Consider the following 14,657-nt stretch of genomic DNA (forward strand, 5'->3'; position numbering starts at 1 on the left):
AGCGCCTCCCTTCTCTTTTGTCCATATACTATAAATATGATGCTAAAACATTCGCTATTCTCGCTAAAAACCAATCCCATCTACTAATTTTCTCAAAATCTTCTTCAGAAAATCGTTTTGATTTATGAAAGTCTACCTGTAATCGACTCCATACTTCATCAACAACTGTTTTATCATATATGATACAGTTAGACTCACAATTTAAATAAAAACTTCTATTATCAAAATTCGCTGTCCCAATATCAACAATTTCTCCATCAATAATTGTTACTTTCCCATGAAAAAATCCATTTCGATATTGATAAATCTCCGCTCCAGCATGTAACATATCTTTCAAATATGGATAGGCAGCTTGTTTTAACAATATGGCATCACTTTTAAATGGCACGAGAATTTTCACATTAACACCACGATTTAATGCAGCTTTTAACTCTTTCACCATTTCTTTACTTGGTACAAAATATGGTGTAGCGATAATTAAAGACTTTTTAGCCTTTTTTAAAAGTGCCCCATACGTTTCCCATAAGCCTTTTCCATTTGAAAATAAATATTGATATTTCACATTCCCTAATGTAGGTATTCTTTCATGTATAGGCATTTTTTCTCCTGTATCTTCTTTCCAATCTTCGGCGAACTTTCTTTCCATATCCGCTGCACCCTCACCATGGATGCGCACGTGATAATCACGCCATGGCCCAAACTTTGGATTTTGTCCAAGGTACTCCTTTCCGATATTAAAACCACCGACGTATGATACCTTTCCATCTATCGTAACAATACGTCTATGATTCCGTTGATGAAAAGAATAGAACACATTTTTCAGTTTCGGTTTTTTACTAAATGTAAACTTCACACCGTTTTCCTTTAATCGGCTAATTACCTTTTTCTTCAGCTTATATCCACCTATCCGATCGACTGACAAATTTACTTCTACTCCGCTAGATGCTTTTTTCTCTAATAACTGTAAAAACTCTTGGCTTATTTCATCTTTTCCTACAATATAAAAATGGATATATATATACTTTTCTGCATCGTTTATATCCTCAAATAATTTTCTATATAACTCTTCACCGTTCGTATATAATTGAAATTCACCTAATCGAACTTGTCCTAATTCATATTCACTAGCCATTTCCTTCCCCATTTCCACATCGATGTTCATCCAAATGAATACACCTATTAAACAAAGGATTATAGCGAAAAAGTGCTTCATGGATAAATTCCTTTCTCCACTTACTGTTATTTCTATATCTTCCCTTTTTTATTACATTATCATTCAAGAAAATATGTCATTGCATGATATATGTCCATATCAAACAATAGCTCATTTGCATATTGTATGTTGTATCTTAAAATAAAAGGAGGAAATAACAATGGGCTTCGCACATGGTAATGGATTTGCGCTATTAGTCGTATTATTTATCCTCTTAATCATCGTCGGTGCTGCTTGCTTCTGCTAAGTAGCTACTGTCATATGATATGTGGATGAAAAAACTATAAAAGCGGACACCTATTTTTAGGTGTCCGCTTTTCATTTTAAAACCATTTCCGACTGCTATAATAACTTAAATGGCTAAATATTCATCTCAAAAGGTTAACAATGTGGCTACTTTCTTACTCTCTGCCTTACGTATATGACGCTGTTCTGCACGTAACACAGCAATACGATGTAATTCTTTCTCTTCTTCTGTTTCAGGGATAACACGCGGTACTGGAACTGGATTATTTTCCTTACTAAGTGCCACAAAAGTAACGAATGACGTTGCCGCTATACGCTTCTCACCTGAAATTAAATCTTCAGCTACTACCTTCACAAACACTTCCATCGAAGTTCTTCCCGTCCAAATTACGAAAGATTCATAACTAACACAATCTGAAGAACGAACAGGATGTAAGAAATCGACCCAGTCCATAGATGCTGTGACACATTCCTTTCTCGAATGTCTGGATGCTGAAATAGAAGCAACCATATCCATCTCCGCTAATATCTTCCCACCAAATAGCGTGTTATGATCATTTAAATCTGTTGGGAATACTCGGCTCGTTTTGAACACCCTTGACTCATTGGCTGTTTTCCCCTTTACTTCTGTCATTGTTATCACCCCTTTAATGATTTATCCCTAATATTTCAATAATCACTATACTAAATGAACTACACGTTTAATATTAACAACATTCAGAACTTTTAGTCCACAAAAAAGAACCGATTTTATCAATCGGCTCCTCTAAATACATATTGTTCTTTCGGCTGTTCAACTTTATTCCATTTTGTTACTTCTAATACAGGAATATTCGCATGAAACGGCTGATAAAACTCAGTAGTTATCTCTCCTTCTACTTGAATCCAGTCATCATTATTCCACTCTACGCCTTCTGGCTTTTTCACTAACATACCATACACACCAGAATCTGCTACGCAATGTATAATACCGAAACGGAATAAGAAGTATTGTTCTTTTTTAGAAGAATCATCCCTAAAAACAAACCCTTTAAAAGATAATTTTTTCCCAGTAAACTCGCCAGGATAATTATAAATTGTTTCCATACCCTTTAGGAAGTCTTCATCTTTCAAATTAATATTGTCTTTCGTAACAAACTCTTTCTTCCCTTTTTCCATTACACCACGGTATCCTTCTTTCCCGTAATAAATGCTCGTATCAGGTCTTAGAAATTGTCTTGTCATAAATGGATCCTTACTTTCTGCTTGTGCAACAGGAAAGTGAAATCCTTTCGCTTTAACAATATCCGAATCTAACGTCGCAATTGGGAAAAATAACCCTGAGATAATTGGAAAACAAAACAAGGAGTACGAAAATGCTTTTTTCCACCATGTATTCTCATCTTTTGAATGATCATGCCCGCAATGGCTATGGTCACAACTGCAATCATTTTTCTCTTTTTCCTTTTGGTGCTCTTTTTGGAAAACGACGATAATTTGTATAATCGTTAAGAAACCTAAAATAATTGCTGCTGTTGTTGATAAATAGGCATACTTCATATTGATATACTTCGTAATGTTACCGGAAATATGAAGCTGCGCAATTAATATTGTAAAACCTAATAATATATATGCTCGAAACATAACCTACCACCCCATCGCATAAATGAGTAGTGAGCTTGCATAAACAACAAGAGTAACTGTAACTATAACAACAATTACAAATTTAGTTTTAAATGTCGCAAGCATCATAAACATATTTTTAATATCCACCATCGGTCCGTAAACGAGGAACGCGACAAGTGAAGCTGTTGAAAACGTACTTTGGAACGAAGAAGCGATAAATGCATCTGCCTCTGAACAAAGTGATAATATATAAGCAAGTCCCATCATAACAGCTGATGAAGAAAACGGACCTTGTCCAATAGCAAGAAGTGTTGAAGTTTGTACAAACGTTTGTACCGCTGCTGCAATTAACGCACCTAGTACTAAATATTTTCCCATTGAGAAGAATTCCTCAACAGCGTGTGTACATACATCCCACATTTTTTTACGCAGTGGACGCTTATTATTCACTTCTGGGAAGTGATCATCTCTTAATTGATGTTCTTTAAACATAAAGGATAATATAATTCCAACGATAATGGCTACGATAATCGCTACAATAGAACGATACCATACCATGTGCATACTACTCCCAAAGGCAACATAAGTAGCAAATAATACAACTGGATTAATAATAGGTCCAGTTAACATAAATGCAATCCCTGCGTATGGTGGAACGCCTTTTCCAATTAATCGTCTTACAATCGGAACAATTCCACATTCACAACCTGGAAACAACATGCCTAAAAAAGTAGCTAATAAAACAGACAGAAATCGGTTCTTCGGCATCCATTTTGCCACCATATCTTCTGTCACGAACATTTGAATGAATCCTGAAATAAATACACCAATGAGCACGAAAGGAAGTGCTTCGATCAATATGGAGATAAAAATTGTATTCATTTGCAGGAATGCTTTCGGTAATTGAAACAATTCCATGATGTATTTCCTCCAACTTTTCATTAACAATATGTAATTTTAACCCCATTTCATTAATTGAACAAGGTTTATATGGCATACATACCCTTTATATACATTACATTGTACAAGTTATATTCTATTCAAAATTTGAGATTTCATAGCAAAAAAGCTGCTCTAGCGTAGTTATATAACTATGCTAGAGCAGCTTTCTTATCGTTAAAAGTAACGTTTCTTCCAAAAAACAAAAGCTAACGTGAAAGATAGTGTTACACATATGATGAGTACAATTACAAAACCGTGTGCTTCCCCTTCAAACGGAACCTTTACGTTCATTCCAAAGAAACTAGAAACCATAGTCGGTAAAGATAAAATGATGGTAATTGACGTTAACAGTTTCATAACACTATTTAAATTATTTGATATAACGGAGCTAAAAGTATTCATCATTCCACTTAAAATGTGACTATATATTTCCGCCATTTCAATAGCCTGTTTATTTTCAATTAATACATCTTCTAATAAATCTTGATCGTCTTCATACATTTTTAAAAATGTACTATTACGCATTAACTTTTGAATTACAATTTTATTAGCCTTTAATGACGTTGTAAAGTATACTAAACTTTTCTCAAGGCCTAATAATGTGAAAATCTCTTTATTTTTCATTGACTGATTTAATTGATGCTCTAAATCAATTGTTTTTCGATTTATTTGCTTTAAGTATCTTAAATAATAAGTAGAAATCGTATATAAGAGCTGAAGTGCAAAGCGCGTCTTCTTAAACGTATAAAATTCTTTAATACGTTGATTAATAAAACGTTCAAAAATTGGATTCTCTTCTAAGCAGATTGTAACAAAACAATCCGGCATCACAATCATACCTATTGGAATCGTGTCATAAATCGAATTTCCTTCTTCGTCATGTCTAACTGTCGGAATATCCACGATAATTAAAGTATTATTGTCTTCCTTTTCAATACGAGAGCGTTCTTCATCATCCAAAGGGTCTTTAATGAAATCTAAGTCTACATTTAAAGTTTGTACTAGATATTGAATTTCTTCTTCTGTTGGATGAAGTACATTAATCCAGCACCCCTTTTGCATTTCCTCAATCTCTTGTAGTTTTCCGTTTCGGTCTGTTAAATATATATTTAACATACTATCACCCCGATTCTTTTTACATGTAGGAATCTACCTCTCTTAAATCACAGTTTTTAAACCGCCATTCTCAGCATATGAAACATACGTTTAAATTTCAATAGAAAAATTATTTTGAAAACGTTTTTATAGGAAAAATATTATAAAGTGAAACTTTAATCAGTAGGTGGCTTTATCCCCCGCTGATTATTAGCCCTCACAAATCGGGCTTTTACGGGTAGCCCGCCCCCCAACCAAACTTCTTTTCTTTCGCTGTATTTTGAGGTGAGGGTCTCAATGCCCGTTAAAGCGGGCTAAACATAGAAAAAGACAGAGTGCTCTCTGCCTTAAAAGCTTATGTTGCCTTTATAACATATTTAGAAAGCATCCACAAGTTAAACCCGACTGAAATCGTATAGCCCGCGTATGTTGAAATGATAAAACTTACATAATCGAAATACGGAAGCAATACAATATTTAAAACTATCTTTACAATAATTCCAATCACTAGTCCTAGCACCGTCTTCTGCTGTTGATTGATTCCTTGTAGCATAGCAGCCGTTACTGTAAAAAGAGAAAATAGTATGCAAGCAGGAGCATAATACTGTAAAATGATTCTCCCCATCTCTGGATCATTTCCAGCACCGAATAAAAGAGTATATACAGGTTTGGCTAACACCATCATTCCAATTGCCGCCGGTACCGTAATTGCTACTACTAATACATTTGTTCTCGTAAAATGTTTGTACAATAGCTTCGTATTTCCTGCTGTGTAAGCTTTCGTCATCTCTGGTACGAGAGACATACTAAAAGCTGTCGCAACGGATACCGGGATAAGCACAACCATTTGAACAAGACCAATTATCGCATTAATTTTTTCCGCTTCTCCTTGCATATACCCTATTTGTATAAGTAGTTTATTAATTGTAAATGTATCAATCGTCTGATACAACGGAATTGCTAAGCCCACCACAACAAAAGGAATAGAATATGTAAAGAGCTCCTTATACAATGAGAAAAAAGATTTCGTTGTTTGTGGTATACTTTCCATCTCTTTTTTCTTTAAGTGCCTTCTCCTTCTTATATAATACGCACTTAAAACAGTTAATCCACCTACAGCTCCCATAAATGCACCGAACGTTGAAATACCAACCGCTAGCGAAACAGAAGCTTTTAAAACATATAAAACGACAAAGCTTCCTATTAAAATGGTTAAAACCCGAAAAAATTGCTCTACAACTACACTTAATGCAGAAGGCCCCATCGATTGGAATCCTTGAAAGAAGCCCCTTAATAAACTCATTACTGGCACAAGTATTAACGCAAAACTTACAATTCGAATATTAGTAGTAACCGCTCCTACACTATTCCCCGTTTGATCATTCCCATCGATGACAAGCTTAGCTAAATGCGGAGCTAGCATATATAACGTAAAACACGAAATGACTCCCATTATAAACATAAACACGATTCCACTTTTCACCACTCTCTTAACCGTATGATAATCATTCAGTTGATCATATTTTGATACCATCTTTGAAACTGCAAGTGGTAATCCCATTGTTGCTATACTGAGCATGATGGTATAAGGACGATATGCATATGTGTATAGAACGTAACCACTCGTACCGACCATCGCTGTAAATGGTATAACATATATAAACCCTAACATTTTTGATATCATCGTTGCCATCGTTAAAAATATCGTTCCACGTATAAACGGTGACCCTTTCATCACATTCCTCCGCTACGCTTTATTATTACACATTATGGACAACTCCTTTTCTTTAGAACCGAAACAAACAAAAAAAGCCAATGAAAAATCATTGACTTTAACGCGCTGCTTTTTTCTTTTTGAAATACTTTAAACCAAAGTATAGAGCAATAAAAAGAACAGCTCCTATAATTATGTAATGTGTGTAATCAGATGCATACTCTTTAATTTGTCGCCAATTCCCACCAAGTTTTTCACCTAAGTATATAAATAGAATTGACCATGGAATGATCGCTACAACCGTATAAAGTGTAAATAGTTTTAATGGCATCTTAGCTAGTCCTGCTGGAATAGAGATCGCATGACGTACTACTGGGATAAAGCGCGCAGAAAATATTACGCCTGCTCCATAACGCTTAAACCAACCTTCCGCTATGTCTAAATGATGTTTATTAATAAGTAGATATTTCCCATATTTCTCTACAACCGGACGCCCTCCGTAGTATCCAAGCCAGTATAAAAAGATTTGCGCTAAAGTACCACCAATCGTTCCGGCGATAACTGCACCCACAAAACTAATTTTACCATTCGCTACTAAAAAGCCAGCATACGAAAGTACAATTTCACTCGGGATTACTTCAATCATTAAAGCAAGAGCTACTCCAAAGTAACCTAAGCTTGCAAAAAATTGCAATAACTGATCTATTATGTTTGCTAACATGTTCTTTTTTATCTCCTTTTTTCTTCACATACCATCCCATTATTACATAAAGGCTGCAATCTGCCAATATCTTCATTTTAACAATATGTACAATTCAAGCAGGATTAATCTATTAATTTCTCTTTCTGCGGGTCTTTCATGTAGGCAAACATCTCTTTAATTTGGTCTTCTGTATTTCTAGCAATTGATAAATTAGGCAATTCATTTTCACCAAAAAACTCCACCTCTTCTGTTTCAATACTAGTTTTCTTTTCTCCACCAATAATCTCGCATCCAATAAAAATCTTATATACATGCGTCGCCGATGGAGATGGTTGATGTTTTTCTTTATCAAATATAGCTAGTAACTTAAAATGATCTACCTCATAACCAGTCTCTTCGAAAACTTCTTTTGCTGCAACTTCGGTTGGCGTGTAACCGACATCAGCCCATCCACCTGGCAATGCCCATTTCCCATCGCTTTTTTCTTTCACAAATAATAACTTTTCATTTTGAAAAACAACCGCTCTTATATCAACTTTAGGTGTTTGATAGCCTGTCTCACTTGCAAATAATTTCTCTACGACTTCCCAATCTGTTTTCGTGTAATGTGACATCATTGAAATAGAAATATCTCGTAATTGCTGGAAACGCTCAATATCATACACATCCTTAGAATACGTTAAACCCGCTTGAGCTATAGATTGTATTTGTTTTACCCAATCAATCCATTTAATCGTCATATATCCGCATCCCCATTCTCTATCAAATATATTACTTCATTTTTATTGATACATCTTTATTATACAAAAAAAAGAGATTGATAACGTTTCAATCTCTTTCAAAATTAATCTAATTCATGTAAGTGGTCTTGTATATACTTTCTTCTTTTATTTATATATTCATAAATCATATCAGCCTCTTGATCAAATGTTTCTAATTTTTCTTTCATGTATGGATCTTGTAGTAAATATGGGCGAATCAATTCACACAACCCTTCTACTTTCGGCCTCATAAACGAAACTGTGAATTGATTTTCTAATATTTCTTCCAAAATACTTCGATACTGCTTTCTAAATACAGGTATGTCTAGCAATCTTGCACTTAACGTATTATACCCTTGAATGCGAATATATTCATGATTAAGTGGTCTCCCTTGTACATCTCGCCCCCAAGTCGCATCATAATCCCACGGTATAACTTCAAATAAATTTGTTTCATCGTTATGATATAGTGCATAGTTATGAACGAAACCATCAAAGTTTTGCGTAAAAATAACTCCTGCTAACCATCGTAAATATTTATCTACATGTAGAAACTTCCCAATTTCTTTTTCATAGGCTTCCCTCGTCAAAGTATTCGCTTGAAATACAAATTCACTCAGTTGTTCTTCACTATTTTTATTCGAATATTTAAATTCATAACCCGCAAAGAGCTCTGTCTTAACATCTTTATCTCGTTCACTCATTAATGAAAAATTCGCATCATCATCTATCGCATAATAAATAGAACCACTCGGTAATCCTCTATTTTTTAAAAAATTTTCATCAACCGATTCTAACTGTAAATACACACCTTGAATTTGACCATTAATTTTTATAAATACATGTTGTGATTTTGGCGAAAGTACACCAATATCATGAAAAAAATCTAAAGATAATTTATTTCGTATGAGAGACGGATCCATAAACTCCGAATTCAAATGAAACTCTTTCGCACCTTGAAATTTTTTAGGCTTATAAAACATAACATGATAAGACTTTTTCTCAAATTCGCGAATATGAGCTCCTCGGTATACGATATCAATATCATACTTCTTTTTTCCATAAGTTAATTTTGCTGGCACTGGACTATCTGACCAAATGTCCTTTTTCAATTCCACTAAGTACATTGGATGAACAAAAAAATCATATGAAGGCAGCATGTTTTCTCATCCCTTCTCAGTTCTCTTCATTCAATGTATGCGCCTTGTCTTGTCCATACATCCGCAATCATCTATTTATATAAAATTACACTCTTGTCCTGTTCAGAAAGATGCCTACATACATATCATGTTAAGGAAAAAGAATACCTTTTCACTTTAATACATGATAAGGAGGATTTCTATGAAACGTGATATTAGAAAAGCTGTTGAAGAAATCAAAAGTGCTGGGATGGAGGATTTCTTACACCAAGATCCAAGTACTTTTGAATGCGATGATGATAAATTCACTCATCATCATTGTACAACTGGATGTAAATGTACAACTGGGGGTAAATGTCCAAGAACAAGATGTACTCGAGTGAAACATTGTACGTTCGTTACAAAATGTACGCACGTAAAAAAATGGACATTTGTTACGAAATGTACACGTGTACGTGTTCAAAAATGGACGTTCGTTACGAAAGTAACGCGTAGAAAAGAATGCGTACTAGTTACAAAACGTACTCGCAGAAAACATTGTACATTCATTACAAAATGCATACGCTTTGAAAAGAAATTTTTCTGGACAAAACGAAGTTTCTGTAAAAAATGCGAATTCTTCCCTAACAGACACGGTCACTCTTGCGATGATTCATGTGATCATGGTAAAGACTGTCATGATAACGGACACAAATGGAATGATTGCAAAGGCGGACATAAATTCCCATCTTGCAAAAATAAGAAATTCGATCACTTCTGGTATAAAAAACGTAACTGCTAGTTTTTATACCACCCAAAAAAGGCCGTTTTGCGGCCTTTTTTACATTTATTGAAAGTGACTTATATCTGCAAATTGTTTCACTTTACCAATACCCTCTTCAAATTCTATTATGCTCAAACTGGCACTATGCATAAATGGATCATCCCACACATTTTCTATTTCAATTCCCGCGAAATGCCCTACAAGTAATTTTGCTGCTGCCGCATGAGAAACAATCAATATGTTTTGTCCTTTATGCTTCTCTAAAAGAAGCTGCATCCCTTCAATTACTCTTTCATAAACGGCCTCAAAATTTTCGCCTGATGTTGACTGAAAAAGATGTGGCTCATTCCAAAACAGATGTACTTCTTCTGGAAATTGCTTTTCTATATCCGCGATTGTTTGTCCTTCCCATATACCCATGTTGATTTCATAGAAATGCTCATCCGCTATAATGGGTATATCACGTTCCCCTTTTATTAACTCTGCCGTATGAAGTGTTCTTTCGCTCGGACTACTATAGATCGCATGGATTGGTAAATCTTTCATTCGATTCCCTAATTGTTTCGCCTGAACTATACCATTTTCAGTTAAAGCAGAATTTTTCCGTCCCTGCATTCGCTTCGCTACATTCCACTCTGTTTCACCATGCCTTGTTACATATATAGTTGTTTTCATTTCTTACTCCCCCTCACCATGTTGGTCGTAATTCCCACGGTTCAACTCTCCCTACAATCCACTCCGCTCGTTTACTTTCAATCCCTTTTATAACTCCATCAGCTATCTCTTCATGAGTAAGCCATCTTCCATATGTATCTTCTAAAATAAAACCTAAAATAATTTTATGATAAATACATCGCGTACTCCCTATTTTTTGTGCAGGCATACGTGATGCTTTACTACCTAAAATATGAAATAAACTATATGTTTTAGACGACAAATCTAGTTCTTTACAAATATTTGATAGTGCATGCTTTGCACTTGTGTGTACCCATGCAACAACTAATGTGATTGGGCCATTTTTCTTAATTGTACTTTTAATAGCTAGCTTTACATCTTCATCATTATGATAATCTAACGAAAGGCATGTAATATTTTCTGGTGCAGAACTCATTCGCTTAACATTTTCTAATTTCACTTCATCTCGCCCGATAATAGAAACATAAAATCCTTTCTCACAAAGCCACATAGAAACTTTCTTTAGCATTCCTGTTCCACCAATTACAAGTGCATGCAAATGCTATCCCTCCCTAATAAAATGTCATATGAGGTTTCTCATCTCTATAATAATTTAAACGGTCTTGCAGTGTCCCTGAGTGAAACTCAAATTTATGACCGTCAGGATCAACAAAGTATATAGATTCGCAATCTCTTACATCACGTTCTCTTCCTTGTAAAATATGAACATCATTTTCTTCTAATCGCTGTATTAGACATTTAAAGTCTTCTTGTTCAACAGAAAATGCAATGTGCGTATAAGATTGATGAACCTCATTTCTCGGAATATGCGTCTCTTCATTAAGCGCTATCCATACTCCACATATGTTAAAATAAGCCAATTTTCTTCCTTTAACTAATAATTCTCCTTCTAATACTTTTTCATAAAACATAATAGAGTTTTCTAAATTAGATACCGAAAAACAAATATGATTGATTCCCCTTAACAACTATAATTCCTCCTTATACAAATAAAAGATGAGCGAAAATTCACTCACCTTTCATTATACTATTTTTTTGTAATATATGCCCATTTATAACTGAAGTCCCCGCCAAACGTATGGTTAGCAATGCCTTTTACAAACGGCTTCTCTAAATAAGCTGTACTTTGTTGGTACGTAGGAGAAATTGCTGCGTCTTGACCAATTAAGATTTTTTCAGCTTCCGCAAGTGCATTCCAGCGTGCTTTATCATCTTTTAATAGCTCTCCTTTTGATTTCGCTACTAAATCATCATACTTCGGATTAGAATAATCCATTTCATTAAATGAGCTTCCAGTAACAAACATATCAATATAAGTCATTGGATCCGGATAATCAGGACTCCATGCAGATAATGAGAATTCATATTGGAATTTCTTTTCTAAATCTAGCTTCTGCTTGTATGGTTGCTGTTTCAAATTCACTTTAATACCAGGCAAGTTTTTCTCTAGTTCTTCCTTAATAAAGTCGCCCACTTTTTTACGGCTACCGTTATCATCGTTTAGTAATTCAACCGTAATTGTATCTTGACCAAGCTCTTTCTTCGCTTCTTCCCATAATTTTTTTGCTTTCTCTGCATTATCTTTACTATCACGGAAGTTTTTATTTACAGAGCGGAAATCTTTTCCATCCGGACCTGTCGTGAATTTTTCAGGTACTAAGAAATATGCTGGCAATGAACCGTCATTTAAAATGACATCAGCAATTCCTTTTTTATCGTATGCTAAATCAATCGCTTCACGTACTTTTTGGTTTTTAAATGTTGCATTTTTTTGGTTAAAACGTAAGAAATATATGCGTGGATCTAACTTCGTTTTAAATTCATCTGGCTTATTCTTTTTATATTTATCAACAAATTCAGAAGTTAAAATAACTCGATCTGCTTGATCACTATCATATAAATTTACTCCCGTGCTTGTTTCCTTCACAATACTTACATTAATTTCGTCTAATTTTACAGTATCTTTATCCCAATAATTAGGATTTTTCTTCAACTGATAATTTTGTTCATGTTTCCATTGACTCATTGTAAATGGTCCATTATATACTAATTTATCTGCTTCTAATCCGTATTTATCTCCTTGCTCTTTCACATATTTTTCATTTAATGGGAAAAATGTAGGGAACGACGTAAGCTCAAGAAAATAAGGTGCTGGTTGCTCTAATTCTACTACCAACGTTTTATCATCCTTCGCTTTAACACCCAATTGATCTGCTGGTAATTCACCTTTATTTACTTTCTGTGCATTTTTCACATCAAATAAAATGAATGCATATTCTGCCGCTAATGCTTTATCTAATGTACGTTGCCATGCATATACAAAATCTTGTGCTCGAACTGGATCACCATTTGACCATTTCGCATCACGTAATTCAAATGTATATGTCTTTTTATCTTCACTAATCTTCACATCTTTTGCCATACCTGGTGTTGGTTTATTATCTTTATCTAGACGATATAAACCTTCCATTGCATTTACAAATACACGGAAAGATACAGAATCTGTTGATTTAGATGTATCCATTGAAGGAATTTCAGCTGTTTCTAGCAAATTTAAAACTTGTTTATCGGCCATTCCCTTATTCGATTCTTTCTTCGTTGTCGAAGCCTTCTCACCATTCCCACATCCTGCAACCAATACACTCGTCGTTAACGCAAGTGCAGCAATTGTTGTTGTCTTTCTCTTCATTCTTCCTTCCCCCAATCTATATGTATAAGTTAAATCCTATATAATATATTTCATTATACAAAAGATTCTGATTATTTTAAATATTTATTTTAACAAACATAGAAAAAAGCGATCGGAAATTTCTTTCCAGCCGCTTTCTTGAATAGCATTTACTTGTAATCCATCCTCTATATCAAATGGATTTTGAACTTTAAATATTTCTTCCATCAGCTTCAAAAACTCTTCTTCAGTTTTAGATTCACCATTAACCATAAGTGAGTATGGTTCCACTTCACCTAATTTATAATCGACAACAAATTGAATCTTCACCTTTTGTCTTGGCATTCCGGTGTTATATCCTTGGAATTCTACTAATTCTAACCCTTCCGTTCCACGATAATATATCCAACCTGAATTTTGAAAATAATTTTCGAAAGATTCACCTATTGAAAAGAAAGGATATTCATAAAGCGAGCTTGTACGAACCTTTTGAATAACGTCTCGATCAGTCGGAAAAAAGAAATGGCTAAAAAATATGCTAGCAACTGCTAAAATAGTAACAATTGTCGCTCCCATTTTGCTCGTTCCGCCGCTATCATTGATTAGATAGTTTTCAACTGATTTATCTTTTATTTCTCTTGCTTTTATTCGGTATATACGTCTTTCCGCAAATTGATAGTATAATCCATTTGCAAAAATCCCCATTCCAAACAGAATAAAAATGAGTAATAAAAACGTAAGAGGCACCATATTAATGATTGGCAACGCTACATTAAATCCCATATAATACGAAAATGCATCACACGCTACTAATAACAACATAAATAAAGCAGCTGGTACATAATACTTACGATATCCTAGCCAGCCTATATTGAAGACAGCAGCCCAACCATTCCAGCTCCACCTAGCAATCCGCTTATTCTCAAGATCCCATTTCCTTTTGTAATACGGATATTGTCTCCCTACATATACTTCCAGTTCTTTATCTATTAACGAGCTACCTTCCTCTTGTTCATTATCCAAGTTTCGCTGACAACTTGCACAGTTTAACTGTTCCTCCTCGCAAGGTTGCCCACAATTTATACATTTCAAAACAATCCCTCTTCCCATCC

The 14,657-nt window shown here is 34.5% G+C and carries 16 protein-coding genes; 2 read left to right on the forward strand and 14 right to left on the reverse strand.

Annotated elements, in window-relative coordinates; genetic code table 11:
* Positions 1–28: 28 nt before the first annotated feature.
* Positions 29–1,213 carry a cardiolipin synthase gene (gene cls, locus DN401_RS24035; protein WP_149287986.1) on the reverse strand — a complete coding sequence of 395 codons (1,185 nt, stop codon included), beginning with the start codon at positions 1,211–1,213 and terminating at the stop codon, positions 29–31.
* A gap of 160 nt (positions 1,214–1,373) precedes the next feature.
* Here cls and DN401_RS24040 point away from each other — a divergent pair, with 160 nt between their 5' ends.
* Complete coding sequence (locus DN401_RS24040; RefSeq protein WP_000505094.1) at positions 1,374–1,460, forward strand: YjcZ family sporulation protein; 87 nt, start codon at positions 1,374–1,376, stop codon at positions 1,458–1,460.
* Between the two features lie 126 nt (positions 1,461–1,586).
* On the opposite strand, the gene DN401_RS24045 is transcribed toward DN401_RS24040, so the two are convergent.
* The 8 genes from DN401_RS24045 to cotH all read right to left on the reverse strand — a co-directional run bounded on the left by DN401_RS24045 (position 1,587) and on the right by cotH (position 9,439).
* Positions 1,587–2,093 (reverse strand): acyl-CoA thioesterase, encoded by a 507-nt coding sequence (locus tag DN401_RS24045; protein ID WP_000141164.1) that lies wholly within the window; start codon positions 2,091–2,093, stop codon positions 1,587–1,589.
* A gap of 119 nt (positions 2,094–2,212) precedes the next feature.
* Entirely contained in the window at positions 2,213–3,082 is an 870-nt protein-coding gene (locus DN401_RS24050; RefSeq protein WP_000488043.1) for a TIGR03943 family putative permease subunit, read from the reverse strand.
* Between the two features lie 3 nt (positions 3,083–3,085).
* A complete protein-coding gene (locus tag DN401_RS24055; RefSeq protein ID WP_000418716.1) occupies positions 3,086–3,982 on the reverse strand; it encodes a permease in 897 nt (298 codons plus the stop codon).
* Positions 3,983–4,180: 198 nt separating this feature from the next.
* On the reverse strand, positions 4,181–5,122 hold the full coding sequence (locus DN401_RS24060) for a magnesium transporter CorA family protein (RefSeq protein ID WP_000932389.1): 942 nt from the start codon (positions 5,120–5,122) through the stop codon (positions 4,181–4,183).
* A gap of 334 nt (positions 5,123–5,456) precedes the next feature.
* On the reverse strand, positions 5,457–6,836 hold the full coding sequence (locus DN401_RS24065) for a putative polysaccharide biosynthesis protein (protein ID WP_086402045.1): 1,380 nt from the start codon (positions 6,834–6,836) through the stop codon (positions 5,457–5,459).
* A 97-nt stretch (positions 6,837–6,933) separates the two neighbouring features.
* A complete protein-coding gene (uptA, locus tag DN401_RS24070) occupies positions 6,934–7,536 on the reverse strand; it encodes an undecaprenyl phosphate transporter UptA (RefSeq protein ID WP_000880691.1) in 603 nt (200 codons plus the stop codon).
* Between the two features lie 104 nt (positions 7,537–7,640).
* Entirely contained in the window at positions 7,641–8,258 is a 618-nt protein-coding gene (locus DN401_RS24075; protein ID WP_000153584.1) for an NUDIX hydrolase N-terminal domain-containing protein, read from the reverse strand.
* A 104-nt stretch (positions 8,259–8,362) separates the two neighbouring features.
* Positions 8,363–9,439 (reverse strand): spore coat protein CotH, encoded by a 1,077-nt coding sequence (gene cotH, locus DN401_RS24080; RefSeq protein ID WP_000938001.1) that lies wholly within the window; start codon positions 9,437–9,439, stop codon positions 8,363–8,365.
* A gap of 181 nt (positions 9,440–9,620) precedes the next feature.
* Here cotH and exsB point away from each other — a divergent pair, with 181 nt between their 5' ends.
* Positions 9,621–10,199 carry an exosporium protein ExsB gene (gene exsB, locus DN401_RS24085; RefSeq protein ID WP_025687476.1) on the forward strand — a complete coding sequence of 193 codons (579 nt, stop codon included), beginning with the start codon at positions 9,621–9,623 and terminating at the stop codon, positions 10,197–10,199.
* 45 nt (positions 10,200–10,244) lie between these two features.
* On the opposite strand, the gene DN401_RS24090 is transcribed toward exsB, so the two are convergent.
* The 5 genes from DN401_RS24090 to DN401_RS24110 form a co-directional block, all read right to left on the reverse strand.
* Entirely contained in the window at positions 10,245–10,856 is a 612-nt protein-coding gene (locus DN401_RS24090) for a phosphoserine phosphatase 1 (RefSeq protein ID WP_000858827.1), read from the reverse strand.
* 13 nt (positions 10,857–10,869) lie between these two features.
* Positions 10,870–11,415, reverse strand: coding sequence for a short-chain dehydrogenase (locus tag DN401_RS24095; RefSeq protein ID WP_149287987.1), 546 nt, complete (start codon positions 11,413–11,415; stop codon positions 10,870–10,872).
* 13 nt (positions 11,416–11,428) lie between these two features.
* Complete coding sequence (fosB, locus tag DN401_RS24100; protein WP_000943772.1) at positions 11,429–11,845, reverse strand: FosBx1 family fosfomycin resistance bacillithiol transferase; 417 nt, start codon at positions 11,843–11,845, stop codon at positions 11,429–11,431.
* Between the two features lie 59 nt (positions 11,846–11,904).
* A complete protein-coding gene (locus DN401_RS24105) occupies positions 11,905–13,566 on the reverse strand; it encodes a peptide ABC transporter substrate-binding protein (protein ID WP_000824278.1) in 1,662 nt (553 codons plus the stop codon).
* Positions 13,567–13,650: 84 nt separating this feature from the next.
* Positions 13,651–14,655 (reverse strand): DUF2628 domain-containing protein, encoded by a 1,005-nt coding sequence (locus DN401_RS24110; RefSeq protein ID WP_370512996.1) that lies wholly within the window; start codon positions 14,653–14,655, stop codon positions 13,651–13,653.
* Between the last annotated feature and the right edge of the window lie 2 nt (positions 14,656–14,657).

This window comes from Bacillus sp. BF2-3 (assembly GCF_008368795.1).
Classification (GTDB): domain Bacteria; phylum Bacillota; class Bacilli; order Bacillales; family Bacillaceae_G; genus Bacillus_A; species Bacillus_A cereus.